This window comes from Bradyrhizobium sp. Gha, assembly GCF_900113735.1.
Classification (GTDB): Bacteria; Pseudomonadota; Alphaproteobacteria; order Rhizobiales; family Xanthobacteraceae; genus Bradyrhizobium.
On record NZ_FOQM01000015.1, the window covers coordinates 75,120 to 101,306 of the forward strand.

General features: G+C 64.1%; 24 protein-coding genes and 1 tRNA gene. 18 read left to right on the forward strand and 7 right to left on the reverse strand.

Annotation, left to right across the window (positions count from 1 at the left end):
* Positions 1-8 precede the first annotated feature (8 nt).
* The 4 genes from BM222_RS19260 to BM222_RS19275 all read left to right on the forward strand — a co-directional run bounded on the left by BM222_RS19260 (position 9) and on the right by BM222_RS19275 (position 2,438).
* Positions 9-827 carry a lytic murein transglycosylase gene (locus tag BM222_RS19260; protein ID WP_092230345.1) on the forward strand — a complete coding sequence of 273 codons (819 nt, stop codon included), beginning with the start codon at positions 9-11 and terminating at the stop codon, positions 825-827.
* A gap of 112 nt (positions 828-939) precedes the next feature.
* Positions 940-1,161, forward strand: coding sequence for a hypothetical protein (locus tag BM222_RS19265; RefSeq protein WP_092230347.1), 222 nt, complete (start codon positions 940-942; stop codon positions 1,159-1,161).
* 12 nt (positions 1,162-1,173) lie between these two features.
* Positions 1,174-1,596, forward strand: coding sequence for a hypothetical protein (locus BM222_RS19270; protein ID WP_092230348.1), 423 nt, complete (start codon positions 1,174-1,176; stop codon positions 1,594-1,596).
* Positions 1,597-1,991: 395 nt separating this feature from the next.
* Positions 1,992-2,438: a MaoC family dehydratase gene (locus BM222_RS19275; protein WP_092230539.1), complete on the forward strand. Its 447-nt coding sequence runs from the start codon at positions 1,992-1,994 to the stop codon at positions 2,436-2,438.
* Between the two features lie 110 nt (positions 2,439-2,548).
* Here BM222_RS19275 and BM222_RS19280 read toward each other — a convergent pair whose 3' ends face one another.
* Positions 2,549-5,749, reverse strand: coding sequence for an efflux RND transporter permease subunit (locus tag BM222_RS19280; protein ID WP_092230350.1), 3,201 nt, complete (start codon positions 5,747-5,749; stop codon positions 2,549-2,551).
* Positions 5,750-5,885: 136 nt separating this feature from the next.
* Entirely contained in the window at positions 5,886-7,127 is a 1,242-nt protein-coding gene (locus BM222_RS19285; protein WP_092230351.1) for an efflux RND transporter periplasmic adaptor subunit, read from the reverse strand.
* Between the two features lie 200 nt (positions 7,128-7,327).
* Here BM222_RS19285 and BM222_RS19290 point away from each other — a divergent pair, with 200 nt between their 5' ends.
* From BM222_RS19290 to BM222_RS19300, 3 genes are read left to right on the forward strand one after another with little or no spacing between them, the layout of a single operon-like run.
* Positions 7,328-7,930 carry a TetR/AcrR family transcriptional regulator gene (locus BM222_RS19290; RefSeq protein WP_092230353.1) on the forward strand — a complete coding sequence of 201 codons (603 nt, stop codon included), beginning with the start codon at positions 7,328-7,330 and terminating at the stop codon, positions 7,928-7,930.
* Between the two features lie 32 nt (positions 7,931-7,962).
* The gene (gene rnz, locus BM222_RS19295; protein ID WP_092230355.1) at positions 7,963-8,868 is read left to right on the forward strand and encodes a ribonuclease Z; all 906 of its coding nucleotides are present in this window, start codon (positions 7,963-7,965) and stop codon (positions 8,866-8,868) included.
* A gap of 48 nt (positions 8,869-8,916) precedes the next feature.
* Positions 8,917-9,192, forward strand: a complete 276-nt coding sequence (locus BM222_RS19300; protein ID WP_244547185.1) for a hypothetical protein — start codon at positions 8,917-8,919, stop codon at positions 9,190-9,192.
* 26 nt (positions 9,193-9,218) lie between these two features.
* On the opposite strand, the gene BM222_RS19305 is transcribed toward BM222_RS19300, so the two are convergent.
* Positions 9,219-10,103: an IclR family transcriptional regulator gene (locus BM222_RS19305; RefSeq protein ID WP_092230359.1), complete on the reverse strand. Its 885-nt coding sequence runs from the start codon at positions 10,101-10,103 to the stop codon at positions 9,219-9,221.
* Positions 10,104-10,229: 126 nt separating this feature from the next.
* Here BM222_RS19305 and BM222_RS19310 point away from each other — a divergent pair, with 126 nt between their 5' ends.
* The 6 genes from BM222_RS19310 (at position 10,230) to BM222_RS19335 (ending at position 15,226) form a co-directional block, all read left to right on the forward strand.
* The gene (locus BM222_RS19310; protein WP_177243320.1) at positions 10,230-11,168 is read left to right on the forward strand and encodes a dihydrodipicolinate synthase family protein; all 939 of its coding nucleotides are present in this window, start codon (positions 10,230-10,232) and stop codon (positions 11,166-11,168) included.
* A gap of 18 nt (positions 11,169-11,186) precedes the next feature.
* Entirely contained in the window at positions 11,187-12,293 is a 1,107-nt protein-coding gene (locus BM222_RS19315) for a four-carbon acid sugar kinase family protein (protein ID WP_092230542.1), read from the forward strand.
* On the forward strand, positions 12,290-13,333 hold the full coding sequence (gene pdxA, locus BM222_RS19320) for a 4-hydroxythreonine-4-phosphate dehydrogenase PdxA (protein WP_092230363.1): 1,044 nt from the start codon (positions 12,290-12,292) through the stop codon (positions 13,331-13,333). The genes BM222_RS19315 and pdxA overlap by 4 nt, the downstream gene beginning before the upstream one ends.
* A 1-nt stretch (position 13,334) precedes the next feature.
* A complete protein-coding gene (locus BM222_RS19325; RefSeq protein WP_244547186.1) occupies positions 13,335-14,465 on the forward strand; it encodes an iron-containing alcohol dehydrogenase in 1,131 nt (376 codons plus the stop codon).
* A 176-nt stretch (positions 14,466-14,641) separates the two neighbouring features.
* Positions 14,642-14,715, forward strand: a tRNA-Gln gene (locus BM222_RS19330).
* A gap of 151 nt (positions 14,716-14,866) precedes the next feature.
* Positions 14,867-15,226, forward strand: a complete 360-nt coding sequence (locus BM222_RS19335; protein WP_092230367.1) for a DUF1428 domain-containing protein — start codon at positions 14,867-14,869, stop codon at positions 15,224-15,226.
* Here BM222_RS19335 and BM222_RS19340 read toward each other — a convergent pair.
* From BM222_RS19340 to BM222_RS19355, 4 genes are all read right to left on the reverse strand, one after another.
* Positions 15,192-15,545: a hypothetical protein gene (locus BM222_RS19340; RefSeq protein WP_092230369.1), complete on the reverse strand. Its 354-nt coding sequence runs from the start codon at positions 15,543-15,545 to the stop codon at positions 15,192-15,194. The genes BM222_RS19335 and BM222_RS19340 overlap by 35 nt on opposite strands.
* A 95-nt stretch (positions 15,546-15,640) precedes the next feature.
* Positions 15,641-16,210, reverse strand: coding sequence for an invasion associated locus B family protein (locus BM222_RS19345; RefSeq protein ID WP_177243321.1), 570 nt, complete (start codon positions 16,208-16,210; stop codon positions 15,641-15,643).
* 64 nt (positions 16,211-16,274) lie between these two features.
* A complete protein-coding gene (locus BM222_RS19350) occupies positions 16,275-19,415 on the reverse strand; it encodes a multidrug efflux RND transporter permease subunit (RefSeq protein ID WP_092230373.1) in 3,141 nt (1,046 codons plus the stop codon).
* The gene (locus BM222_RS19355) at positions 19,412-20,587 is read right to left on the reverse strand and encodes an efflux RND transporter periplasmic adaptor subunit (RefSeq protein ID WP_092230375.1); all 1,176 of its coding nucleotides are present in this window, start codon (positions 20,585-20,587) and stop codon (positions 19,412-19,414) included. The genes BM222_RS19350 and BM222_RS19355 overlap by 4 nt, the downstream gene beginning before the upstream one ends.
* Positions 20,588-20,974: 387 nt before the next feature.
* Here BM222_RS19355 and BM222_RS19360 point away from each other — a divergent pair, with 387 nt between their 5' ends.
* The 5 genes from BM222_RS19360 (at position 20,975) to exbD (ending at position 26,186) form a co-directional block, all read left to right on the forward strand.
* Entirely contained in the window at positions 20,975-21,214 is a 240-nt protein-coding gene (locus tag BM222_RS19360) for a hypothetical protein (protein ID WP_092230377.1), read from the forward strand.
* 236 nt (positions 21,215-21,450) lie between these two features.
* Positions 21,451-24,021 (forward strand): TonB-dependent receptor, encoded by a 2,571-nt coding sequence (locus BM222_RS19365; protein WP_092230379.1) that lies wholly within the window; start codon positions 21,451-21,453, stop codon positions 24,019-24,021.
* Between the two features lie 21 nt (positions 24,022-24,042).
* Positions 24,043-24,732 (forward strand): Fe2+-dependent dioxygenase, encoded by a 690-nt coding sequence (locus BM222_RS19370; protein ID WP_092230381.1) that lies wholly within the window; start codon positions 24,043-24,045, stop codon positions 24,730-24,732.
* Positions 24,729-25,718 carry a tonB-system energizer ExbB gene (gene exbB, locus BM222_RS19375; protein ID WP_092230383.1) on the forward strand — a complete coding sequence of 330 codons (990 nt, stop codon included), beginning with the start codon at positions 24,729-24,731 and terminating at the stop codon, positions 25,716-25,718. Before BM222_RS19370 ends, exbB begins: the two co-directional genes overlap by 4 nt.
* A 3-nt stretch (positions 25,719-25,721) precedes the next feature.
* Positions 25,722-26,186, forward strand: coding sequence for a TonB system transport protein ExbD (gene exbD / locus BM222_RS19380; protein WP_092230384.1), 465 nt, complete (start codon positions 25,722-25,724; stop codon positions 26,184-26,186).
* The last annotated feature ends 1 nt before the right edge of the window (position 26,187 follow it).

A 26,187-nucleotide genomic window follows, 5' to 3' on the forward strand; every position in this document is an offset into this window, starting at 1 on the left:
ACGCAGGAATGACTGAGGGCAAGACCGTTGCGACGGCGATGATCGGCGCGGCCGCGCTGCTGTTGTCCCTGATGCCCGCCGCTCAGGCCGCGCAATGCGGCAACGGGCCCGGCGGCTTCGAGGCCTGGAAGCGTGAGTTCAGCGCTGAGGCGCGGGGCAAGGGCATCGGCCAGACCGCGATCTCGGCCCTGATGCAGACCAATTACGCCAGCGCCACCATCAATGCTGATCGCAGCCAGCACAGTTTTTCACTCTCCCTCGAGCAGTTTCTGGCCAAGCGCGGCGCCACCACCATCGTGGCGCGCGGCCGGTCGCTGAAGCAGTCGCAGGCGGCGATGTTCGCCTCGATCGAGCAGCGCTACGGCGTGCCGCCGGGACCGTTGATCGCGATCTGGGGCATGGAGACCGGATTCGGCAGCCAGCGGGGCAACCAGAACATGCTCTCGTCGATTGCGACACTCGCCTATGACTGCCGTCGTCCTGAGTTCTTCACCGAGCAGCTCTATGCGGCGCTGAAGCTGGTCGACCGCGGCGTGCTGTCCGGGGCGACCCGCGGCTCCATGCATGGCGAAGTCGGCCAGACCCAGTTCATGCCCAAGAACATCCTGGCCTACGGCACCGGCAATCTCGACGTCGCCGCCAACGCGCTGAGCTCGACCGCGAATTTCCTGAAAGCCAATGGCTGGCGCGCGGGAGCCGGTTACCAGCCGGGCGAACCGAATTTTGCCGCCATCCAGGCCTGGAATGCGGCCGGCGTCTACCAGAAGGCCATCGCGCTGATGGGCCGGCAGATCGACGGGGGTGGCGGAGCGGCAGCAGCCCGTTGAGGGTACTCCGCAAGGCGTGACCTGCTTGAGAGAGAAAGTTGTTGCTTTCAGGAACCGACAGCACGAGGTTTGCTTAGATCAAGTTCAGGGCTGGGCATGAGGAGAACTCAACATGGCTACCCAGATCGTGATGGACCAGACCGGCGATACACGCCACGAGTTTGATCCCGAAAATGCTGAAGCGTTGGCGCGGGCCGAACAGCGCTTTCGGGAGTTGACCGGCGCGGGCTTTACCGCGGCGTATCGGACCGGGCCGGGCGAAGTCACGCGTATCAAATCGTTCGACCCGACCGCGCAGGAAACGCTGTTCTATCCCCGCCTGGTCGGCGGTTGATCTGAACGGCCGATGATCGCGGTCTTCAGGCTCGGCGCGCCCGCGCGAGCGCGTCTGCACGCGCTCCGCGAGCTCTACCGCCGCTTCTTTGGCGAGAACACGCCTGAGGCGCGGGGAAGGCGGCTATTGTCCGAATGGCTGTCCGAAGAGCAGCGTGCCCAATTCGAGCAGCACCGGCATTTTGACGTGATCGGCTCCGACAGCGGCAAGCGCTATCGCATTCACTACGGCACCGCCGCCAACGTCCACGAGGTCGATGAGGCCGGGATTGCGACGATGGGGTGGTGCTTCGTGCCGTCAGGCTTCCTCGTGCCGGGCGATGTGATGCTGGCCCAGAAGATCGCGCTCGAGACCGACGAGAAGGGAGCGCTGGCGCTCGCCAACCGGTTCCCACCGGCAACGCATTCAGAGCACTTTTACCGGCGGCCGTTCTAGTGGTCGGAGCTGCCGGCGCGGTCGATCAGAGGTGCGTGGTGCGGTAGGCGTCCAGCGCGTGCGCCGCAAATACGCCGATGCTGCACAGGGCGAGGAGGGCTGAGATCAGTTCGATCATAGCTCGTCGCTCCTGAGTGGCTGGGCGACGAGATGCTGGCAACAAGCATATTCCCTGATCAGGTCGAGGATGAACTGCATGACGCACGTCCCTGTATGATTTTGACGATCACTTAAGCGGGCATCTGTTTCAGGCGTGTTTCGTCGGTTTGGGAAAGAGGTTTCGCGAGGAAGCAGGTCTGGCCCCGGAGCGGCGGCCAAACCGCTACATCCGGGCCACCAACCCCTATTTTCGCTGCGCCTATCGCGCGCGGCGCATCGCATTTCGAGGCAAAATCATGGCACAGGTCGCTTGGTTCGACGATCTCACCATCGGCATGCGTTTCAAATCCCCGGAGGTCGAGGTCAGTGAAGCCGACATCAAGCGGTTTGCGGCCGAGTTCGACCCGCAACCGATGCATCTCGATGACGAAGCCGCCAAGGCGACCCTGTTCAAGGGCCTGGCTGCATCAGGATGGCACACCGCGGCGATCGCCATGAACCTCGCGGTCCAGACCCGTCCCTTCGGGCCACACCCCCTGATCGGTGCCGGCGTTGATGGGTTGCGCTGGACCATCCCGGTACGGCCGAATGACCGGCTGCATCTGGTCGGCGAGGTCATGAGCCTGACGCCATCGAAGTCGAAGCCGCAGGGCATCGCCTTGGTGAAATGGACGATGTTCAACCAGAACGGCGAGGAGGTTTACACGTTCACTCCGATCGCGATCGTGCCGCGGCGCGCCTAGGGCACTTCGCATTGTTGACGTTGACTCTGGGGAAGCCGAGCGCCTGACGTTTGATCTTGCGGATGACAACGACGACGGCATCGAGATGCAGATTCCGCGCGCGCCGCCATCTAGTGGCCGCGACTGGTGATCGAACCCTGGGCCGCCGCCGCGCTGATGTCGCTGCTGTGATGGACCAGCGGCTTCATGCCCGTGATCGTCCGCAGCAGCACATAAAATACCGGCGTCAGGAACAGGCCGAACACGGTGACGCCGATCATGCCCGAGAACACGGCGACGCCCATCGCACGGCGCATCTCGGAGCCGGCGCCGGTCGAGAGCACCAGCGGCAGGACGCCCATGATGAAGGCCATCGACGTCATCAGGATCGGGCGCAGCCGCAGCCGGCTCGCCTCGATCGCAGCCCGGATCGGGGTGCGCCCGGCGAATTCGAGCTCGCGCGCGAATTCGACGATCAGGATCGCGTTCTTGGCGGAGAGGCCGACAAGCACGATCAAGCCGATCTGGGTGAAGACGTTGTTGTCACCCTTCGAGAGCCACACGCCGAACATGGCGGCCAGCAGCCCCATCGGCACGATCATGATGATCGAGAGCGGGAGCGTCAGGCTCTCATAGAGCGCGGCCAACACCAGGAACACCAGCAGGATCGCGAGCGGGAACACCCAGAGGCCGGAATTGCCGGCGATGAACTCCTGATAGGTCAGGTCGGTCCATTCGAAGGCAAAGCCTGGAGGCAGCACCTCTGCCGCGATCCGCGTCGCCGCTTCCTGCGCCTGGCCGGACGAGTAGCCCGGCGCGGCCGCCGCGTTGATGTCGGACGACAGAAAACCGTTGTAGCGGATCGCGCGCTCCGGACCCGCGCTCTGGCGGATCGTGAGCAATGCCGATAGCGGCACCATGTCGCCGGAGGATGAGCGCACTTTCAACTGCCTGATGTCGTCGGCACGGGCGCGGAACGGCGCATCGGCCTGGACATAGACTGAGTAGGTCCGGCCAAACTTGTTGAAGTCGTTGACGTAGTAGGAGCCGAGGTAGATCTGGAGCGTGTTGAAGACTTCGGTCACGGGTACGCCGAGCTGAAGCGCCTTGGTGCGGTCGATGTCGGCGAACAACTGCGGCACGTTGACCTGGAAGCTCGAGAACACGCCGGCGATCTCCGGCGCCTTCTGCATCGCCGCCATGAACGCCTTCGTCGCGTCGTTGAGGGCCTCGTAGCCGAGACCGGCGCGATCCTCGATCTGCAGCTTGAAGCCACCGATGGTGCCGAGGCCGTTGACCGGCGGCGGCGGGAACATGGCGATGAAGGCTTCCTGAATGCCGGCGTACTTCTTGTTGAGATCGGCGGCGATTGCATTGCCGCTCAGGGCCGGGCCCTTGCGCTCATCGAACGGCTTCAGGGTCGAGAACACGATGCCGGCGTTGGACGAGTTGGTGAAGCCGGAGATGGACAGGCCGGGGAACGCGACCGAGCTTTCGACACCGGGTTGGGTCAGTGCGATGTCGCTCATCTTACGGATCACTTGTTCCGTGCGATCCAGCGTGGCGCCGTCGGGCAGGCGAGCGAATCCCACAAGATATTGCTTGTCCTGGCCGGGCACGAATCCACCAGGCACCTGCTGGAACAGGAAGGCGGTGAGGCCGACCAGCGCTACGTAGAGGCCCATCACGGCAGCCTTGCCCGAGATCACCTTGGTGACCGTGCCGCTGTAGCTGTTGGAGGAGTAGGTGAAGGCACGGTTGAAGCGGCGGAAGAACCAGCCGAGGCTCTTCTCCATGACGATCGTCGGCCGGTCCTTCGGCTCGTTGTGGCCCTTGAGCAGCAGCGCCGACAGGGCCGGCGACAGTGTCAGCGAGTTGACGGCCGAGATCACGGTCGAGATCGCGATGGTCAACGCGAACTGCTTGTAGAACTGACCGGTAAGACCGGAAATGAAGGCGAGCGGCACGAATACCGCGATCAGCACCATGGCGATCGCGATGATCGGCCCGGACACCTCGCGCATGGCCTGATAGGTCGCGTCGCGGGGCGACAGCCCGCCCTCGATGTTGCGCTCGACGTTCTCGACCACGACGATGGCGTCGTCGACCACGATGCCGATGGCGAGCACCAGGCCGAACAGGCTGAGCGCGTTGATGGAAAAGCCAAACAGATGCATCACCGCGAAGGTGCCGACGATCGACACGGGGACAGCGAGCAGGGGGATGATCGAAGCGCGCCAGGTCTGGAGGAACAGGATCACCACCAGAACCACCAGCGCGATCGCCTCCAGCAGGGTGTGGATCACGGCCTCGATCGAGGAGCGAACGAACTGGGTGGGATCGTAGACGATCTGGTAGGACACGCCCTCCGGCATGTTCTTCTTGATCTCGGCCATGGTGGCGCGGACGTGATCGGAAATTTCGAGCGCGTTGGAGCCCGGTGCCTGGAAGATCGGGATCGCCACCGCCTGCTTGTTGTCGAGCAGCGAGCGCAGGCCATATTCGGATGCGCCGAGCTCGATACGCGCGACGTCGCGCAAGCGCACGACTTCGCCCTTCGAGCCCGTCTTGACCACGATGTCGCCGAACTGCTCTTCGTTGCCGAGCCGTCCCTCGGCATTGACGGACAGTTGTAGATCGATCCCTTTGACGTTCGGCGACGAGCCGACCACGCCGGCCGCAGCCTCGACGTTCTGCGCCTGGATCGCCCTGACGATGTCGCTTGCCGTCAGGCCGTGCTCGGCCGCCTTCTGCGGATCGACCCAGACCCGCATCGAATAGTCGCCGGCGCCGTAGAGCTGAACGTCGCCGACGCCGTCGATCCGCGCGAGACGGTCCTTGACGTTGAGCACCGCGTAGTTGCGCAAGTAAGTCATGTCGTAGCGGTTGTTCGGCGACAACAGATGCACCACCATGGTGAGGTCGGGCGACGATTTCTTGGTGATGATGCCGAGCTGACGCACCACGGCCGGAAGACGCGGCTCGGCCTGTTGCACGCGGTTCTGCACCAGCTGCGTCGCCTTGTCGGGGTCGGTGCCGAGCCGGAACGTCACCGTCAGCGTCATCGCGCCATCGGTCGTCGCCTGGCTCGACATGTACAGCATGTTCTCGACACCGTTGATCTGCTCCTCGATTGGAGTAGCCACGGTCTCCGCGATGACCTTGGGATTGGCCCCGGGATAGGTCGCGCGCACCACGACGGAGGGCGGCACCACGTCGGGATATTCCGAGATCGGCATCGCGAACAGCGAGATCAGCCCTGCGAGGAAGATCAGGACCGACAGCACGCCGGCGAAAATCGGACGATCGATGAAGAACTTCGAGAGATTCATGGTTTTGCGCCTGCGCGAGAGATAGCTCTCCCGTTGACCGGGACGCGGGCTTTGCCCGCGAACCCGGAATCGAGATGCGATGTCTTGGTCGTTAAGTCGTCGTTCCGGGCGCGTGTTGCGTGTCCCGGCAACGTAACTAGCGTTGCACCACGTCCTGGTTACTGTGGTTGGAGGCCTGCTGTCCGCGCGCGCCCATTGCCGCCACCTCCGTCTTGAGGAGGGCTCCGGGCCGCACGCGCTGCAGTCCATTGACGACGATGCGGTCGCCGGTCTTCAGGCCCGCCGTCACGATGCGAAGGCCGTCGACCGAGCCACCGAGCGTGATCGGCCGATAGACCGCGCGACTGTCGTCGCCGACGGCCATCACGAACTTCTTGTCCTGGTCGGTGCCGATCGCGCGCTCGTCGATCATCACGAGCGTCTGCTGCTTCGGCTGGCCCATGCGCACGCGAGCGAACTGGCCGGGAATGAGACGCCCGTCGTCGTTGGGGAATACCGCGCGCACACGGATGGTGCCGCTCTGGCCGTTGACCTGGTTGTCGATCAGCTGGATGTGGCCCTTGGCGGAGAGACCGCCTGATGTCGCCATCTCCACGGGGATCTGGTCGAGATTGCCGCGCTTGCCGGTGCCGTCTGCGATCGCGTTCAGCGCCCGCAGCACGACCTCCTCGTCAGCATCGAACGACGCGTAGATCGGATTGACCGACACCAGCGACGTGAGCACTGGCGAAGCAGTGCCTGCGGCGACGAGATTGCCGACGGTGACCTCGATCTTGCCGACGCGGCCGTCCACGGGCGCGCGCACCTCCGTGTAGTCCAGATTGAGCTTTGCGGTCTGGAGCGTCGCTTCCGCCGCCTTGACGTTGGCGATGGCTTCGCGATTGGCGTTGTCGCGCTGGTCGTAGTCGCGCCGCGTGACCACGGCATTGCCGACCAGCTGCGCGCCGCGGTCGAGCTCGCTCTGCGTGAACACCACGCGCGCCTTCGCGGCTTCGAGCTGCGCGTTGGCCTTGTCGACCTCGGCCTCGTAGGGCGCTGGATCGATCTTGAACAGGACGTCGCCCGCCTTCACCAGCGCGCCCTCCGTGAAGTTGGTGGAGAGGATCGCGCCCGCCACACGCGGACGTAGCTCGACGCGCTCGATGGCCTCTAACCGGCCGGAAAAATCATCCCACAGTACCGTCTGCTTCGGCTCGATCATCGCGACGGTCACGGAGACGGCCTGCTCAGCCGCGGCCGCCGTTGCGGTCGCTTGCGCTGAACGGAGGTAGTGCCCGGTCGCGATCGTGCCGGCTACGGCGAGGGCGCCCACGACAGCAACGCCGCCGAGCAGGCTGCGAATACGGCCGGGGTGAGAGGTGCTTGGGGAGGGGGGCATTTGCGCGCTCCAGATATGTAATGTTCACTACAGATGTGGAGCTGGATATCGCAGCGCAAGATACTTATGTATCATTCACTAAGAAAATTGTAGCCGCTTGCCGCAAATCTCGGAAGGCGGAAGAGAAAAGAAAGCTAGAACAACCAGATAGAATGTGGCGTTAGGTTGGGGCGAGCCGCCGATTCCGAGGAGAGAGGCACATGGGCATGGGACGCCCCCGCGAATTCGACGCCGACATCGCGTTGGACCAGGCTATGGAAGTGTTTTGGCGCCATGGCTATGAGGGCGCCACGATTGCCCAGCTCACGGAGGCCATGGGCATCAACCCGCCAAGCCTCTACGCCTGTTTCGGCAACAAGGAGGGCCTGCTGAAGGCTGCCCTCGACCGCTACACCAAACTGCGCGCTGCGTGGATGGACGAAGTCGTCGCGGCGCCCACCGCCCGCGAGGTCGCCGCGCGAATGCTGAAGGGCATCGCCGAAAAGCAGACCGATCCCGCCAATCCGCCCGGCTGCCTGCTCGTGCAAGGCGGCATCGCCTGCGGCACCGGGTCCGAAAACGTCCCCTTCGAGCTCGCCACCCGCCGTGCCCAGAACGAAGACCAGCTCCGCGACCGCTTTGTGCGCGCCAAGGCCGAAGGTGATCTCAAGCCGACGTCGGATCCCGCCGCGCTCGCGCGCTACATTTCAGCGGTCTCGGTCGGCATGGGCGTGATGGCCTCGTCAGGCTCGGATCGCGAAGCGTTGCGGCAGGTTGCCGATGTCGCGGTGCAGGCCGTCGAGGCGCAGTCGGAGCAAGGCTAGGGCTCAGCGGCCTCCTCGAAAACGAGTCACGCATGTTCGCCCTGACATTTCTCGGCACGTCAGCCAGCGTTCCCTCGGCAGAGCGCAACCATCCAGCACTCCTCCTGGAGGTCGCGGGCAAACGCATGCTGATCGATTGCGGCGAGGGTACGCAGCGCCAGCTGCTGCGGAGTGGCGCCGGCTTTCGGCGGCTTGATCGCATTTTGCTCACGCATGGTCATCTCGATCACGTGCTCGGTATCCCCGGCCTGTTCTCGACCCTGGGGCTGCGGCAGACTTCCGAATTGATGACCATTCATGGCGGGCCTGAAACGCTCGACGTCGTCATCCGCTTGCTTGCAGGCCTTTGGGGCGCGGGCCGGGCGCCGATCGCGATCGAGTTCGCGCCGCTGTCCGAAGGACAGGTCGCCGATGCCGGCGACTTCACCATCGACTGTTTTCCGGTTCGCCATCGCGACACCGACAGTTTTGGCTTCTCATTCCAGAGTCGCGCGCGGCGCCATCTTCTGTCCGATCGACTGTCCGCACTCGGCGTGCCCGATGGCCCCATGCGCGGAGAACTGGCCGCGGGTCGGCCGGTCACGATTGAAGGCGGCCGAACGATCGATCCCGAGGAGGTCCTCGGCGCTCCCAGCGGCGGCAGGAAGCTGGTCGTCATCGGCGATACCGAGACCACCGAAGGACTCTCGAAGCACGTGACGGATGCCGATCTGCTGGTGATCGAGGCGACGTTTCTGGATCGGGACGCGCCGATGGCACGAGACTACGGCCATCTCACCGCGGCCGAGGCGGCGCGGTTCGCGGCTGGCAATGATGTCAAGCAGCTTGTGCTGACGCATCTGTCGGGTCGCTATGAGGATGACGAGATCCTGGCGGAAGCAGCCGGGATATTTCCGAACGTCCGGATTGCCGCCGACTTCGATCGCATCGCTGTTTAATCAATGCGTTGCACGGCCGTTAATCTTACCTGTCAAGGTTTACGCGACTTGATTCCCGCAGTCGCACGCCAGCGCGATATTTTCGACCGATCAGAAAACGGCTTTGTAATTGTGAGTGCCATGTCTCGTTCCGTCGAATTGATCGTTGAGGGCTATGTGAGGCTGAACGATCGCGATGCGCTGGAGAATATTCTGACGCATCGCCGGGAGCTGTTGCGGCAATTGGTGGCCGTGACTGGCGTCGATCCCAAGCAGACGGTCGCGCAAGTGAGCCAGGAAATCACCATCATCGAATCGGGACTTGCTACGCTCGTCCCGGAATAGCCGACGTCGGGACCAGGCTCGAGCGCTCAGCTCGACATGCCCGACTTGATCGTGATGTCCTGCACCTTGCGCGTCAGCTGCGTCAGCCTTGGCAGGGCCTGGTCGCGAAAAGTCGGCATATCCATACGTGTTGCATCGACCGTGACGCTCAGCCCCGCGATCACGGATCCCTGCGCGTCGAGGATCGGCGTCGCCAGTGTACGCAGGCCATAGGCGTTCTCGCCGTCGGAGACGGCGTGGCCTTTCTTCTTCACCTGATCGAGCCGGGTCAGCAAGGCATCGAGATCGGTCAGCGTCCGCTCCGAGAGCTTGACGCGGGGGCGCGACTCCAGCCGCTGGATCTGCTCGTCGCGCTCAAGATGCGCCAGCATGGCATGGCCGAGCGCGGCGCTGTAGGCGGGGATGCGCGTGCCCGGCCGGCGATCCATCTTGTAGCGGTCGAGGCCCGCGCTGACACGCGCGAGATAGATGACATCGCCGCCATCGAGGATGCCGAGCGAGGCCGCATCACCGACATCAGGCACCAGGTCGCGCAACATCGGCTCGACGATGGTGCGCAAGGATCCGTGCGACAGCACGGTATAACCGAGGTCGAGGCAGGCGACACCGAGACGGAACCGGCGGCTCTGCGGCACGGCCTGCAGATAGCCGAGCTCGATCAGGGTCTGGATCAGCCGGAACGCGGTGCCGCGATCGAGATCGGCGCGGACGGCAACTTCACTGAGCGTCAGCTCGAACGCCTCGCTGGTGAAACTCTTGAGCACGGCAAAGGCCTTGCCGACCGAAGCGACATAGTTCTTGGGATTGTTCCTGGGATTGTTCCTGGGATTGTTCCTGGGATTTTTAGTATCCGATGTCTTTGGGGCCGCGTCGGATGCGCGCTTTGCCGCCTTCTTTTCGACCTTGGCCATGCCTGAATGCCCTGCCTGACAGCCACAGCCCTTGACGCGGCGGCAGCCTGATCCTACCAACGGGACAGATTGTAACAAATGTTCGCATTCCGAACAATATCGATCTGACCGATCGGAGGAAGCTTTATGCTGCATCCCCAGTCCTTGCACCCACAGTCCGTGCACCCCCTTGGCGTGTTCTCCGCCGCGCTGACACCGCTCGACGCCGAGCTCGCGCCCGATCATGCGCGCTTCATCGCGCACTGCCGCTATCTCCTGGACGAAGGTTGCGATGCCATCGCGATGCTCGGCACCACCGGCGAAGCGAACTCCTTCTCGGTTGCCGAACGCACCGCGCTGCTCGAGGCCGTGGTCGCCGGCGGCATCAGGCCGAACCAGCTGCTGCCGGGCACCGGCGTAGCTGCGTTCACCGACACCATCGCGTTGACCCGCCACGCGCTCTCCCTCGGGGTCGACACCGTGGTGATGCTGCCGCCGTTCTACTACAAGAACGTCAGCGACGACGGCGTCTATGCCGCCTACAGCGAGATCATCCAGCGCATCGGTGATGCCAAGCTCAAGATCGTGCTCTATCACATCCCGCAAATGTCGATGCAGCCGATCTCGCATGCGCTGATCGAACGGTTGCGGGCGGCCTATCCGTCGACCATCGTCGGCATCAAGGACTCCTCTGGCGACTTCGCCAACATGACCGCGATGGTCGAGCGCTTCCCCGGCTTCTCGGTGCTGACGGGCGCCGACCCGCTGCTACTGCCGTTGCTGCGCAAGGGCGGCGGCGGCTGCATCACCGCGACCTCGAACCTCGTCGCGCGCGATCTCGCCTATGTCTTCAAGCATTTCCGCGACAGCGACGACGATGCGGCGCTGAAGGCGGCGCAGGCGCGCATCGTGAAGGCGCGCGAGCTGGTCTCGCGCTTCGCACAGATGCCGTCCCTGAAGGCGCTGATGGCCGAGCGCACCGGTCACGCCGGCTGGCAGCGCCTGCGGCCGCCGCTCGAAACATTGCCGGCGGAGCAACGGAAAGAGCTGCTCGCGAGTGCCGCTGCATTCGCTTCAGCCGCTTAAAGCGGAATCGGCATGTCGATGACACGCGTCCGCATGATCGCCGACGATCTCACCGGTGCGCTCGACACCGCGGCGGAGTTCGTCGGTCTGTGCGGGCCGTTCGACGTGATCTGGGCAGATGCGCCTGCGCCGTCCGGCTCTGCAAGCCTCGCGGTCGACAGCGGCACCCGGGAGCGTTCGAAAACCGAAAGCGTCGGGATCGTCGGGCGATTGGTGCCGCTGCTTCGCGACGGAGAGATCGCCTATAAAAAAGTCGACAGCCTGCTTCGCGGCGCCTGGGCGGCCGAGCTCGGCGCCTGCCTGAGCACCGGGCATTGGACGTCGTGCGTGGTCGCGCCTGCCTTCAACTATCAGGGCCGCCGCACCGTCGATGCCCAGCAATATGCGCGCACCGTGGCGGGCGCCTGGCATCGCGTCGGCGACAATCTGCTGGATCAATTGAAGCGGGGCGGCATCGAGGCGCGGCCGGGCAGTTCCGAGACGTCGTCGCAGGGCGGCGTTCAGGTGTTCGATGCCGAGAGCGACCTCGACCTCGATCGCGTCGTCGAGATGGCGCGGCAGATGCCGGGGCCGGTGCTGTGGTGCGGCAGCGGCGGGCTTGCCGGCGCGCTCGCGCGCGGCCACCGGTCGGACGCGCATTCGAAGTTGAAGCTGCCGGTGCTGGGCCTGTTTGGCTCGGACCAGGCCGCCACCGCGGCACAGCTGGATGCCTGTGGCAAGGCCACTGTCGCGCTCGCCGAGGGTGAGGGCAGCGCAACCGTTCGACGCAGATTGGCCGAAGACGATGTGGCGCTGGTGAAGTTCTCGCTTGCCGAAGGACTGTCGCGCGCGGAGGCTGCGCAACGGATCACGCACGAACTGACCAAACTGATCGCAGCGCTCGATCCTCCGGGAACCCTGATCGTTGCCGGGGGCGAGACCCTGAAGGCCGCATGCCTTGCACTCGGCGCGCATGCGCTTCAGGTGACAGGGCGCATCGTGCCGGGCCTTCCGCGCTCGGTGCTGCAAGGTGGCCGCTGGGCCGGCGTCGACGTCATCTCGAAATCCGGAGCCTTCGGCGCGCGCGAGCTGTGGCGCGATCTGCTTCGAGACAATCAATTGCTCAACATGGAGGGTCCATCATGACCTCTCGTCATCTTGCCATCACCATGGGCGATCCCGCCGGGATCGGGCCGGAGATCATCGTCAAGGCCTGCCTCGCCTTGAAGGAGCGGATCGCGAAAGACGATCTTCGCCTGCTGATCATCGGCAGCGGCGCGGCGCTGCACGGCGCGAAGGCCGCGCTCGGCGCGGACGTTGCAATCCCGCAAGTCACGGCCGACGACCGCGATTGGCCCAACCTGTGCTATCTGCAGGCCGACGCCGAGGGTGATCCGATCAAGCCGGGCGTGCTGAGCGCCGACGGCGGCCGCTTCGCCTACAAGGCGATCGAGCAGGGGGTACGCCTGACACAGGCCGGCCGCACCGCGGCGATCGTCACCGCGCCGCTCAACAAGGAAGCGCTCAACAAGGCCGGCTATCATTTCCCTGGACATACCGAGATGCTGGCGCATCTCACCGGCGTGCGCGGCTCGGTGATGCTGCTCGCCCACGGCAATATGCGCGTCAGCCATGTCTCGACCCACGTCGCGCTGGAGGACGTGCCCAAGCGACTGACACCGGAGCGGCTGCGCCTGGTGATCGATCTCACCAACGACGCGCTTCTGCGGCTCGGGATCGCCAAGCCGAAGATCGCGATCGCCGCGCTCAACCCGCATGCCGGGGAGGGCGGTCTGTTCGGACGGCAGGATATCGACGTCTCTGCGCCGACGATTGCCGAGGCCGTCGCCGACGGCCTCGACGTGGTCGGTCCCGTGCCGGGCGACACCATCTTCGTCAAGCTGCGCGCCGGCCAGTTCGATGCGGCGGTCGCGATGTATCACGATCAGGGGCACATTCCGGTCAAGCTGCTCGGCTTCCAGGTCGATCCCGCCACCGGCCGCTGGCAGGAGCTCTCCGGCGTCAACATCACGCTGGGCCTGCCGATCATCCGCACCTCCGTCGATCACGGCACCGCCTTCGACATCGCCGGCAAGGGCATCGCCAACGAGCACAGCCTGATCGAGGCCATCGACTATGCCGAGCGGCTCGCCACCGGCGTTTCCAACTCACGGGATCGAGCCTGAGATGACCAACGCCTTCACGCCCATCGAAATTCTCCGCCCCACCATCCTGGAGTTCGGCAACGGCACGATCACGGCGGCTGCGCGCTTTGCCGAACGGATCGGCGCCAAGCGTCCGCTGGTGATCTCCGACCCGTTCAATGCGCGCCGCGTCGACAAGCTGGCGCTGCCGGGCGCCGTGAAAGTCTTCGGCGAGGTCAAGCCCGAGCCCGATCTGCCCAATCTCGAGAAAGCGGTGGCGATGGCGAAAGAAGCCAGGCCCGATCTCGTGGTCGGCTTCGGTGGCGGCAGCGCGATGGATCTCGCCAAGCTGGTTGCGGTGATGTGCACGGGTGATGTCGCCTTTGCCGACATCGTCGGGCCAGAAAAGGTCGCGGGCCGCAGCGTCGCGCTGATGCAGATCCCGACCACCTCGGGCACCGGCAGCGAAGCCGGCACCCGTGCGCTGGTCACTGATCCCGTCAGCCAGAACAAGCAGGCGGTGCAGAGCCGCTTCATGCTGGCCGACATCGCCATCATCGACCCTGACCTGACGATGAGCGTGCCGAAGGAAATCACAGCGGCCACCGGCGTCGATGCGCTGGCGCATTGCGTCGAGGCCTACACCAGCCGCAAGGCGCATCCGACGATCGACCTCTACGCGCTCGAGGGGGCGCGGCTGGTCGGGCGTTATCTGAAGCGCGCGGTGGCCGATGGCGGCGATCGCGAGGCCCGCGCGGGCCTGTCGCTCGCCTCGCTCTATGGCGGCTATTGCCTGGGCCCGGTGAACACCACCGCTGGTCATGCGGTGGCCTATCCGCTCGGCACGCGTCATCACATCGCCCATGGTCTCGCCTGCGCGATGATCTTCCCGCACACGCTGGCGTTCAACATGCCCGCGGTCGAGGTGAAGACGCTTGCGGTGCTGGGGGCACTCGGCCTGCCGGAGCAGAAAGATGCCAAGCTTGCGTTCGAGGCGACCTACGCATTCTGCAACAATCTCGGCGTCGAGATGCGGCTATCGGCACTCGGCGTGCCCAAGGCCGATCTCGGCGTGATGGCGGACGAGGCGTATGCCATCAGGCGCCTGCTCGACAACAACCCGCGCGATCTGAGCCGGGATGCGATCCTTGGGATGTACGAGGTCGCGTTCTAGCCGTCTGCGCCGCGGCAGGTGATCGAGGAGGAGGCTGTGATCCATCCACCGCAGCGCTTGCCAGCCCGGGGACGAGCAGGTAGAAGGCTGCACGCCTGAGCCGTGATTTGCGCCATAGCGCTTCCGGCCGCAGTCGGACAAGTCGGTAAGATATTGAATTTGTTCGACTATTCCGTTGGGGAATGGTGTAACGGTAGCACAACAGACTCTGACTCTGTTTGTCTTGGTTCGAATCCAGGTTCCCCAGCCAGTTCCAGGCGCTTTCCGAACTCCTGAAATACCTGATATCGGGCCGCTTGCCGCGGGATCGCGGCGGCTTGCCTCACCGGAATATCGCCATCGCCAGTCGGATCGCCGCTCCGCCGATCGTCCTAGGGACACACAATCCTGGGAGATCCGTAATGCCCTATGTCGATGGTTTCGTGCTCGCCGTGCCGAAGGACAGGATCGAGGCCTACAAGGCGCTGGCACGGACGGCCTGCGCGGTGTGGATGGAGCATGGCGCGCTCGATTATGTCGAATGCATCGGCGACGACGTGCCCCATGGCAAGCTCACGTCTTTTCCGCGGGCGGTGATGGCGAGTGAGGACGAGATCGTGGTGTTCTCCTGGATCGTTTACCGCGACCGGGAGACCCGCGATGCCGTCAACAAGAAGGTGATGGCCGATCCGAGGCTCAAGGGCTCGGACATGCCGTTCGACGGCAAGCGCATGATCTATGGTGGCTTCACCACGCTGCTGCGGGCGAGCGACGCAGGCTGAACCGCCTTACGGCTTCGCTGGCGGCGGTTGCAGTGGCGCGACCGCGGGGGGGCGCGGAGCCATCGGTGATGCGTTCGCGCGTCGTGCGAATGCGCTTCACGTCTGACGTGGACGTCGAGGCGCCGGAATCTGGCGTCTGCGAGAATTTGCCGTCGGTGAGGTCGTCGCGGGGCCGCACCTTTGCGTCATGCACCGTGGGCTCAACCGCCGGCGCAGTCAGCGGCTGCAGTTGGGTCTGCGCGCTCGCGGCGGCGCCGAGCATCCCAAACAGGATGGCCGGGAGACCAAGCCGATTGAGACGTGACTTCTCGAGCCCCATGTTCCACCTTCAGGTCTGGCCCCGCCGACGGCAGGATAGCCCCGCCCGCGCGGCTCGGAAAGCCGCCCCGCTGCGAGCAACCGGCACGTGCGGAACTACTTGATCTTGTCGTAGGCGGCCGCGAAATCATTCAGCGGCATCGGGATTGCGATCGTTTCCTTCGCCATGTTCTGGAACGAGACCTTCAATTGCTTGCCTGACTTCAGGCTTGCAAGCAGGTCCGGCGCGATCGGGGTCGAGGCGTAGCAACCGCGATTCTCGCAGGTCTGGATCTGGAGGTCGATGGTCTTGCCCTCGTCGACCTGGAGCTTCGCGCCGACCGGGATGTTGAGGCCGAGCGGCAGCTGGAGCAGCGCGACCGGCGTGCGGGTGTCGGGCGCGATGCGGATGTTGATCAGCACGATGGTCTGGCCGGTCTTGGTGAGAACGGCGTTCTGCTCGATCGGGCATTCGAGAGGAGCATCGCGGCTCGCGCTGGTGCAGCGCGCGATCCAGCCGGGCTGCGGCGGCGCGCCTTCGGCCTGCGGCTGGTTCGGCGCGGCCGCAGGCTGTGCGGCCGCGGCAGGCGGAGCAGCGTTCTTCTTGGCGGCTTGCTGGGCATACACGGCGCCCGTCGACATCAGGGCAGCGGCGGTGAGGGCGGCAAGTCTGGACTGCATGGGCATGGCAAGACCGCGTTGGCGTGAACCGAGGATTTGGCTGTAGCGTCGGGCCGGACCCGACGCAAGCTTACTCGGCGGCTTCCTTGACGGTGCCGTGCGCGGCCGCGTCGTGGCCTTCATCCTCGGCCGAGTTGCCCTTGAACAGGTTCGAGAACTTGTCGAGGTAGAGATAAACGACCGGCGTGGTGAACAGCGTCAGCGCCTGGCTGACGATCAGGCCGCCGACCATGGCATAGCCGAGCGGCTGGCGAATTTCGGCGCCGGTGCCGTGGCCGAGCATCAGCGGCACGCCGCCGAGCAGTGCTGCCATCGTCGTCATCATGATCGGTCGGAAGCGCAGCAGCGCGGCCTGGCGGATCGATTCCTCCGGCGTCTTGTGCTCGTCGCGTTCGGCGGCGATGGCGAAATCGACCATCATGATGCCGTTCTTCTTCACGATGCCGATCAGCAGAATGATTCCGATCAAGGCAATGAGGCTGAAGTCGAATCCAGCTGCCATCAGGATCAGCAGCGCGCCGACGCCGGCTGAGGGTAGGGTCGACAGGATCGTGATCGGATGGATGTAGCTCTCGTAGAGAATGCCGAGGATCAGATAGACCACGACCAGTGCCGCGAGAATCAGGAGCGGCACGGTGCCCAGCGACTGCTGGAATGCCTGCGCCGTGCCCTGGAAGCTGGAGTTCAGCGTCGCCGGCGCGCCGAGATCGGCCATCGCCTTCTGCACAGCGACGGTGGCCTGTCCAAGCGCGACGTCCGGCGCGAGGTTGAAGCTGATGGTGATCGCCGGAAACTGGCCCTGATGGCTGATCGAGAGCGGGCGGACCGGATCGGTGGTCCAGCTCGCGAAGGTCGACAGCGGCACTTGGTCGCCGGTCAAGGGCGACTTCAGATAGAGCTTGTTCAGCGACTCGAGGCTGCCCTGCATCTCCGGCAGGATTTCCAGGATCACATGGTAGCTGTTGAGCTGGGTGAAATACTGCGCGACCTGACGCTGGCCGAATGCGTCGTAGAGCGTGTCGTCGATCAGCTGCGGCTGGATGCCGTAGCGCGAGGCGGTGTCGCGGTTGATGTTGAGCTGGACCGTGGTGCCCTGGGTCTGCTGGTCGGTCGCGACGTCGCGCAGCTGCGGCAGCGTCTGCATCTTGGCGAGGATTTTCGGCGCCCACGAATTGAGCTCGCCGAGATCGGCGTCCTGCAGGGTGAACTCGAACTGCGTGCGCGTCGGTCGGCCGCCGAGCCGGACGTCCTGCGCCGCCTGCATGTAGAGGCGGGCGCCTTGCACCTTGTCGAACTTGGGACGCAGCCGCGCGATGATCTCTTGCGCAGATGCGTTCCGCTCGTCGCGGGGCTTCAAGGTGATGAACAGATTGCCGTTATTGCCGGCACGACCGCTGCCGCCGATCGCCATCGCGACGCTGGCGACGTCGGGATCGGCCATGATGATCTTTCCGAGTTCCTGCTGGCGGTTGACCATTTCCCTGAAGGAAATGTCCTGCGACGCCTCGGAGGTCGCGGTGATCAGGCCGACGTCCTGCTGCGGGAAGAAGCCTTTCGGGATCAGGACGAACAGGTAAATCGACAGCGCCAGCGTCGCGAAGAAGATCGTGAGCGTGGTGCGGCGCCAAGCCAGCGCATGGTCGAGCCCGTATTCATAGCCGCGCAGCAGCGCGTCGAAGGCGCGTTCGCTCCATTGGTAAAATCTGCCATGGGTCACCTCCCCATGTGCGCGCAGGAAGCGCGAGGCCATCATCGGCGTCAGCGTCAGCGACACGAACATCGAGACGAAGATCGTCATCGCCAGCACGACCGCGAATTCGCGGAACAGGCGGCCGATGATGCCGCCCATCAGCAGCAGCGGAATGAGCACCGCGACCAGCGAGATGCTGATCGACATGATGGTGAAGCCGATCTCCTTGGAGCCCCTGAAGGCGGCGGCGAGCGGCTTTTCGCCTTCCTCGATGTAGCGCGTGATGTTCTCGAGCATCACGATGGCGTCGTCGACGACGAAGCCGACCGCGATCGTGAGCGCCATCAGCGACAGATTGTCGAGCGAATAGCCGAACACCCACATCAGCGCGCAGGCGCCCAGCAGCGCCAGCGGCACCGTGATGGCCGGAATCACGGTCGCCCAGAAGCTGCGCAGGAAGACGAAGATCACCATGACCACGAGGAAAATGGTCAGCAGCAGCGTGAACTGGACGTCCTCGACTGCGGCGCGGATCGTCGTGGTGCGGTCGCTGATCAGCTCGATCTTGATCGCGGGCGGGATCGCCGCGACCAGCCGGGGCAGCGTCGCCTTGATCCGGTCGACGGTCTCGATGACGTTGGCGCCGGGCTGCTTGAACACGACCAGGAACACGCCGCGCTTGCCGTTGGCCCATGCCGCCTGTTTGGCGTCCTCAGGACCGGTGACCGCCTGGCCGATGTCCTTGATCCGCAATGGACCACCGTTGCGATAGGCGATGATGACGTCGTTCCAGTCCTTGGACTGCAGCAATTGATCGTTGGCGTAGATCGTATAGGCGCGCTTCTCGCCGTCGATATTGCCCTTGGGACTGTCGACCGTGGTGATGCCGATCGCGCTGCGAACGTCTTCCAGCGACAGACCCTTGGCAACGAGCTTGCCCGGATCGACCTGGACGCGCACGGACGGCTTCTGCTGGCCGCCGATGAAGACCTGGGCCACACCGGAGAGCTGGCTGATCTGCTGGGCGAGCTGGGCGTCGACCGCGTCGCTGACGCTGGTCAGCGGCAGCGTGTCCGATGTCGCCGAGAGCAGCAGGATCGGCGCGTCGGCGGGGTTGACCTTGCGATAGGTCGGCGGCGAGGGCAGGTTCTTCGGCAACTGGCCGCTGGCGGCGTTGATCGCGCCCTGCACGTCGTTCGCCGCACCGTCGATGCTGCGGTTGAGGTCGAACTGGATGGTGATCGAGGCGGTGCCCAGATAGCTCGTCGAGGTCATCTGCGCGATGCCGGGAATCTGGGCGAATTGGCGCTCCAGCGGCTGCGCGACCGACGAGGCCATCGTCTCCGGGCTGCCGCCCGGCAAATTGGCCGTGATCTGGATGGTCGGGAAGTCCACCTGCGGCAGCGGCGCGACCGGCAGCAGTGGATAGGCCACGAGGCCGACAAACAGGATGCCGGCCATCAGCAGCGACGTGCCGATGGGATAACGGATGAAGGGTGCCGAAATCCCGCCTTCGGTCATTCCTGCTGAACCTTGTTTTTCTGGACCGGATCCGAACTCGCCACGGTCGTCGAAACGACGCTTCCGGGCTGGACTTTGTACTGACCGCCGGTGATCACCTGCTGGCCGGGGCTCAATCCTTCATCGACGACCGAACGCCCGTCGATGGCGTAGCTGACCTTGATCTTGTGAACCTCGGCCTTGTTGTCCTGACCGACGGTATAAGCGTAGAGGCCGTTGGTCGAATGCTGAACCGCGTCATCGGGGACGATGGTCGCGTCTTTCAGCGTCCGCACCAGAAGGCGTGTCGATACCGATTGTCCCGGCCACAGCGTGTGTTCCTTGTTGTCGAACACCGCCTTGAGCCTGATAGTCCCGCTGGTCGTGTCGACCTGGTTGTTGATGACTGCGAGCTTGCCTTCCGCCAGCGTCTTCTTGCCGTCGGTGGTGAACGCGATCACCTTGAGGTCGCCGGACTTCTGGCCCTCGCTGATATAAGGCAGTTGATCTTCAGGCGCGGTGAAGATCACCGTGATCGGCTCGACCTGAGCGATGGTGACGATGCCGGTCTGGCTCGAGGCATTGACGATGTTGCCGATGTCGACCTGGCGCAGGCCGGCGACGCCGGTGATCGGCGATTTGACCTGGGTGTAGTCGAGCTGGGTCTGGGCGTTGGCGATCGCGGCTTCGTCGGCTGCGATCTGGGCGGTCAGCTGGGCGACAGTCGAGCGTTGCGTATCGGTCTGCTGCCGCGTCGCGAATTCGCCGAGCTTGGTATAGCGCTGAAGATCGAGATTGGCGTTGGCGAGGTTGGCCTCGTCCTGCGACTTCTTGGCCTTGGCCTGATCGAGGGCGGCCTGGAACGGGCGCGGGTCGATCTCCACCAGGAGATCGCCCTGGTTGACCATTTGGCCTTCGGTGAAGGCGATCTTGTCGATCTGGCCATCGACCCGGGTCCGGACTTGTACGGTGTTGAAGCCCTGCACGGTGCCGAGGCCGGTCAGGTAGACCGGGAAGTCGGCCTTCTGGACCGGCGCAATGCTGACGGGCACGGCGGCGACCCGCGGCGCACCCTTTTGCGCGGCCTGGGCTTTCGCTGCCTCAGCGGCCGAGAAGCGCTGCCAGCCGTAATAGCCGCCGCCGGCCACGGCTGCGATGATGACAATCCACAGGATCGGCCGTGACTTTTTCATATGTGAGCGTATCGGCTTGTATGCCCAAAACAACGAATTGCGGGGCTATCAAAGGGTTCCAGAACGGCTTGTATAATACACGCCAAGTTCCAGTGTAAACAGCACTATCAGGCGAGAATCCTAAACAATTGGAAAGCTTTGCACCCCGTAGGCAAACGGATGCCGACGCAGCGTGCAGCGCTGCATTTCGTGTCGCAAGCGAGGAGCGTGCAAGGGACGGGAAATGCTCGCGCGCGGTGTGAGGCGCAGTGCGCGGTGCGAGTGATGCGTTCTGTGCAGGAGAAGGGCTGACCGTGGCGAGAACGGTTCTAAACGGGCTACGCGGTGTTTCGGTTGTCAGTAAAATCAGCGTCGTTCATATCAGCGCCGCCACAACAGGAGTGCGGGATGGACGAGCTGAACGGCAAGCTGATCGCGTGTCAGATTCTGATCACGGGATTGATCGCGCGTGTCGCCAATGAGCAGCGCGATCCGTTGCGCTTCCTCACCGACTTCCGCGACGAGATCAAAGCCGTCGTCAAAGGCGTCAACATCGCAGGCATGGAGAACTCCGATCATGTGCGCGCGACGGCGCAGCGCACCGTCGATGAATTGTTCTCGCTGATGAAGCCGCCGATCAGCGACTGACGCCGATCGCGACGCACGAGACCGGCATCGCGAGAGCAAACATTGGCTTCAGCTTTAGAACGCTTGCAAACCTGAGTTTAGAACGGTTTCAAACTCAAGTTTAGAATCGTTTTGATCTGGATGGATTCAAGGTTGCAGATGGGGTGATTGCGTTGACCCTCATTGCCCCGCTCGATACCACCAGCCTGTCGCATGGTTGCAATGCGACACGTTGCAGAATTGGAATGGGGCACAGGATGGGTATGGCGAGGGCTCCGCGGTCGTTGCGTTCGACTGCGGCACGGACTTCATTGGGCAGCAGTTTCGATGCCGCAACCGGCAAGACTGTTTCCGCGGTCGCAAGCTTGATCGCGGTCGCGTCCGTATCGAGCGGAGCGCAGGCACAGCAATCGACACTGCCGCCCGTGAATGTCGACGCGCCGAAGGAGCGGCCGCGCTCCACCACGGCGAAGCCGACGCCCGATCAGGTCCGCGCCCGCAACGCACTGCGCCGTGCCGCACAACAACGTCAGCAGGCAGCAGTGGCCCCGGTCGTCGATACGGCCGCACCGGCGGCCGATCGCAATCCCTTTGCCGATCAGGCAGCGCCCTACAAGGTCGATCACGTCCAGGCCGGCGGAAAGTTTCCAGAGAAGCTGGTCGATACGCCGAAGTCGATCACGGTGCTCAGCAAGGAAGTGCTTGCGGACAAGAACGCCACCAATTTGAAGCAGGCTATTCTCAGCACCGCCGGCGTGACGCTCGGCACGGGCGAGGGCGGCAATGCCTTTGGCGACCGATTCTTCATCCGCGGCTTCGACGCCCGCAACGACATCTTCATTGATGGCGTGCGCGATCCCGGCGTCAGCGTCCGTGAAAACTTCTTCACCGAGCAGGTCGAGATCCTGCGCGGCCCCGGCTCTACATTCTCCGGCCGCGGTGTCGCCGGTGGGGCGATCAACATCGTCACCAAGCAGGCGAACACGGAGAAGAGCTTCTACAACATGGACACCTCGTTCGGCACCGACAAGACCAAACGCGTGACGCTCGATGTCAACCAGGTTATCAATCCGGCCTTTGCGGTGCGCGCCGGCGGCCTGCTCCAGGATGCGGGCGTTGCCGGTCGCGACTTCGTCACGGATGACCGCAGCGGAGCTTTCGTTGCGACCATTTGGAAGCCTGTCGACGCGGTCAAGGTGACGACGGATTACATCCATACGTATCAGCATGGTATCCCGGATTTTGGCGTGCCGTACTACCGGCCGGGGTCTCCGGCACCGGGCAATGTCTACAGCTCGACTGCAGGCGGTCCGTTCCCGGATTTCGGTTCGAACCGCAATAATTTCTACGGCTTCGTCAACCGCGACTTCTTCAAGGTCAAGCAGGACATCGGAACGGTCGGTGCCGAAGTTTACGTGACGCCCGATCTCGTCTTCACCGACAAGATCCGCGCATCGCGCTCGGTCAACGACTACGTCGGAACGCTGGCGGAATCTCCCATCGCCACGTCTCCATTGTCAGCTTCGACCGTGACCCTCAATCCGCAAAGCCGCTACCAGGTGACCAGTGTCTTGGCTAACCAGAGCGAGGCGACCTACAAGTTCGACACGGGTGGCTTCAGGCACACGGCGCTCGGAGGCGTCGAGATCTCGCGCGAGACGTCGTTCATCGACAAATATGCTGGGCTCGACTCGGAAGTGACGAGCGGGCCGTCGTTCACATCAGGCGGCTCGACCTCGGGCGTCAGTGTGTTCGCGCCGCAATACACCTTCCTCGACACGTTCACTCCACCACGGATGCTGAGAGCGCCGACCAACCTCTCGATCGACACCAAGAGTGCCTATGCGATGGATAGCGCGAACTACCGCGATTTCGTCATCCTCAATGGCGGCGTTCGCTACGACGATTACACCATCAACAGCAATGGTTACGGCACGATCGGCGGAAAGCAGACCTTCGGAACGCAGAGTGCCGAGTTCGGGCTGCCGAACTTCAACCTCGGTATCACGCTGAAGCCACTGCCGAACGGCAGCGTCTATGCAGCCTATGCGACCTCGTCCAATCCGGTCGGCGCCGAGTTCGATGGCACCAGCACGGCCTATGGTGGCCTCTCGCCGGTTCTCAACGGCAGCTCGAACCAGATCTTCGGGCCCGAGAAGAACACGGCGATCGAGCTCGGCACCAAATGGGAGCTGTTCGATCGCCATCTGTTGCTGACCGCCGCGCTGTTCCAGACCGAGAAGGAAAACGCACGCGAGTCGCAGAACGTCACCGCGGCAACCGCAAGCGCGACTTGTCCGTATCCTGCTGCGACGACGGGCGCCGTGTCCTGCATCACGGCCGGCGCAGCCTATCGCATCCGCGGCATCGACCTCGGCGTCGGCGGCAAGATCACGGACAAATGGAGCGTGTTCGGCGGTCTCGTGCTGATGCAGTCCGAGGTCACCAAGTCGCTGGCGCCGTCGCCGCAGCCCTTGCTCTATCCGACCAATGTCGGGCGTCCGCTCGCCAACATCGCGCATCAGTCGTTTAGTCTGCTCACGAAGTACCAGCTCACCGATGTCTGGGAGCTCGGCGGACAGGCGGTGTACCGCTCTCAGATCTACGGCGGCACCTTGCTCGCGGCGAACCAGGGCACGTCGATCCCCGGCTACTGGCGGTTCGATGCCTTCGCGGAAGCCAAGATCAACAAGAATTGGCAGGTGAAGCTGTTCGTCAACAACATCTTCGACAAGCGCTACTACGACGCGCTGTACCAGAGCGCGACGCCGTTCGTGCTGGAGGCGCCCGGGCGCGCCGCCTATCTGGTGCTGTCCGCGCGCTACTGAATGGAAACATGACGAGGTGCCATGCTGACATGCATAGAAGGCGTCCTGAGCAAGGATGATGTGGCGGAGTTCCGCCGCATCATGGACGCCAGCGAATGGGAAGACGGCCGTTCCACCGCGGGCGCGCAGTCGGCGATGGTCAAGCGCAACGAGCAGTTGCCGCCGGATGGCGAGGTCGCGCGCAAGCTCGGCAACCGGATCATCTCGGCGCTGACGTCGAGCCCGCGCTTCCTGGCGGCGGCGATCCCGCTCCAGATCTTCCCGCCGCTGTTCAACCGCTATACGGCGGACAGCGGCCACCATTTCGGCCTGCATGTCGATAACGCGATCCGCGGCGACCGCCTGACCGGCCTTCGCATCCGCACGGATCTGTCGGTCACGCTGTTCCTCAGCGAGCCCGAGGATTACGACGGTGGCGAACTTGTGATCGAGGACACCTACGGTTCGCACGAAGTCAAGTTGCCAGCCGGGGACTGCGTGCTCTATCCCTCGACCAGCCTGCATCTGGTCACACCGGTCACAAGGGGGGCGCGGGTTGCATCTTTCTTCTGGCTCCAGAGCATGATACGGGACGATCAAGCCCGCAGCATGATCTTCGACCTTGACACCGCCATTCAGGCGTTGGTGGCACGGCTCGGGCGTGACGATCCCGAAACGGTCAAATTGACGGGTATCTATCACAATCTCATTCGCACCTGGGCCGAAGTATGAAGATCACAACTTTCCAAGCCAGCCTCGCTGCAGCCGTGCTGCTCACGGCCACCTGGCTCGCAGTTCCTGCGTCTGCCCAGACACAAACCCAGCCGGCGGCACCGGTGCGGCCGGTTGCGGCACCGGCACCCGTCGCGGCTCAGCCGCTGCCGGCCGCTCCCGCGATTGCTGCAACCGGGCCATCGACTGTGGCCCCCGCCGCTGCCGCGCCTGCGGCGACGCCCGGCGTGCCTGCGACCGAGGCTGCCGTCGCCCGGCCAGCCGAGGCCACGCCGAAAGCCGGCATCGCGCCGGCCATGAAGGAATTGTCGCCCTGGGTGATGTTCATGTCGGCCGACATCATCGTGAAGGCGGTGATGATCGGGCTTGCCTTCGCCTCGCTCGTGACCTGGACCGTCTTCATCGCCAAATCGATCGAGCTGTCGGTCGCCTCCGCCAAACTGCGTTCGGCGTTGAAAAAGATCGCTGAAGTTCGCTCGCTTGCGGAAGCCCAGATGGCGCTCGGCACCAAGGAGGGCATGTTGTCGTCGTTCGTTACGGCCGCGCTACGTGAAGCGCGGATGTCTGCGGGGCTCTCCAGCGACGACGGCATCAAGGAGCGCGCGGCCTCGAGCTTTGCCGAAATCGTCCGCGCTGAAGCACGACGCATCCGCATCGGCACGGGTCTCCTCGCGACCATCGGTTCGACATCACCCTTCGTCGGCCTGTTCGGCACCGTGTGGGGCATCATGAACAGTTTTATCGGCATCTCGAAGTCGCAGACCACGAACCTCGCGGTGGTCGCGCCCGGCATCGCCGAGGCGCTGCTCGCGACTGCCATCGGCCTCGTGGCGGCGATCCCCGCCGTTATCATCTACAATCACTTCTCGCGCGTGACGAAAGGTTATCTCGAACTCGTCAGCCGCGCCTCGGGCGCGGCGGCACGTCTGTTGTCGCGCGATCTCGACCGCAGCCACGGCAGTGCCCATTCGCGCGCGGCGGAGTAAGCCATGGCAGTCTCGCTGACGGACAACGATGACGACGACGACTTCTCGGAAACGCATGACATCAACGTCACGCCCTTCATCGACGTCATCCTGGTCCTGCTGATCATCTTCATGGTCGCAGCCCCGCTGTCGACGGTCGATCTGCCGATCGACCTGCCTACCTCGAGCGCAACGCCGCAGAAGAAGCCGGACAAGCCGACCTATGTCAGCATCAAGCGCGATCTGGGGCTTGCGATCGGGGAGGACCCGGTGAGCCGGGCTAACCTGATTACGACCCTCGACGGCTTGTCAGACATGAGCAAGGACAAATACGTCTTTCTGCGTGCCGATCGTTCGGTGCCCTATGGCGAGCTGATGGGCGTCATGGAGCTGCTGCGCTCCGGCGGCTACACGCGGGTCAAGCTGGTTACGTTGGAGGCTGCTGGCGCGCCGGCGGCGCCAGCTGCGACAGGCCCCGCGCAGCCATAGG

Coding starts and splice junctions, on each gene's coding strand:
- BM222_RS19325 (WP_244547186.1), top strand. CDS start 13,335: ATGACCAACGCCTTCACGCCCATCGAAATTCTCCGCCCCACCATCCTG.
- BM222_RS19310 (WP_177243320.1), top strand. CDS start 10,230: ATGCTGCATCCCCAGTCCTTGCACCCACAGTCCGTGCACCCCCTTGGC.
- BM222_RS19305 (WP_092230359.1), bottom strand. CDS start 10,103: ATGGCCAAGGTCGAAAAGAAGGCGGCAAAGCGCGCATCCGACGCGGCC.
- BM222_RS19275 (WP_092230539.1), top strand. CDS start 1,992: ATGGCACAGGTCGCTTGGTTCGACGATCTCACCATCGGCATGCGTTTC.
- BM222_RS19355 (WP_092230375.1), bottom strand. CDS start 20,587: ATGAAAAAGTCACGGCCGATCCTGTGGATTGTCATCATCGCAGCCGTG.
- BM222_RS19345 (WP_177243321.1), bottom strand. CDS start 16,210: ATGCCCATGCAGTCCAGACTTGCCGCCCTCACCGCCGCTGCCCTGATG.
- rnz (WP_092230355.1), top strand. CDS start 7,963: ATGTTCGCCCTGACATTTCTCGGCACGTCAGCCAGCGTTCCCTCGGCA.
- BM222_RS19280 (WP_092230350.1), bottom strand. CDS start 5,749: ATGAATCTCTCGAAGTTCTTCATCGATCGTCCGATTTTCGCCGGCGTG.
- BM222_RS19315 (WP_092230542.1), top strand. CDS start 11,187: ATGACACGCGTCCGCATGATCGCCGACGATCTCACCGGTGCGCTCGAC.
- pdxA (WP_092230363.1), top strand. CDS start 12,290: ATGACCTCTCGTCATCTTGCCATCACCATGGGCGATCCCGCCGGGATC.
- BM222_RS19270 (WP_092230348.1), top strand. CDS start 1,174: ATGATCGCGGTCTTCAGGCTCGGCGCGCCCGCGCGAGCGCGTCTGCAC.
- exbD (WP_092230384.1), top strand. CDS start 25,722: ATGGCAGTCTCGCTGACGGACAACGATGACGACGACGACTTCTCGGAA.
- BM222_RS19290 (WP_092230353.1), top strand. CDS start 7,328: ATGGGCATGGGACGCCCCCGCGAATTCGACGCCGACATCGCGTTGGAC.
- BM222_RS19335 (WP_092230367.1), top strand. CDS start 14,867: ATGCCCTATGTCGATGGTTTCGTGCTCGCCGTGCCGAAGGACAGGATC.
- BM222_RS19340 (WP_092230369.1), bottom strand. CDS start 15,545: ATGGGGCTCGAGAAGTCACGTCTCAATCGGCTTGGTCTCCCGGCCATC.
- BM222_RS19350 (WP_092230373.1), bottom strand. CDS start 19,415: ATGACCGAAGGCGGGATTTCGGCACCCTTCATCCGTTATCCCATCGGC.
- BM222_RS19265 (WP_092230347.1), top strand. CDS start 940: ATGGCTACCCAGATCGTGATGGACCAGACCGGCGATACACGCCACGAG.
- exbB (WP_092230383.1), top strand. CDS start 24,729: ATGAAGATCACAACTTTCCAAGCCAGCCTCGCTGCAGCCGTGCTGCTC.
- BM222_RS19365 (WP_092230379.1), top strand. CDS start 21,451: ATGGGTATGGCGAGGGCTCCGCGGTCGTTGCGTTCGACTGCGGCACGG.
- BM222_RS19285 (WP_092230351.1), bottom strand. CDS start 7,127: ATGCCCCCCTCCCCAAGCACCTCTCACCCCGGCCGTATTCGCAGCCTG.
- BM222_RS19370 (WP_092230381.1), top strand. CDS start 24,043: ATGCTGACATGCATAGAAGGCGTCCTGAGCAAGGATGATGTGGCGGAG.
- BM222_RS19360 (WP_092230377.1), top strand. CDS start 20,975: ATGGACGAGCTGAACGGCAAGCTGATCGCGTGTCAGATTCTGATCACG.
- BM222_RS19260 (WP_092230345.1), top strand. CDS start 9: ATGACTGAGGGCAAGACCGTTGCGACGGCGATGATCGGCGCGGCCGCG.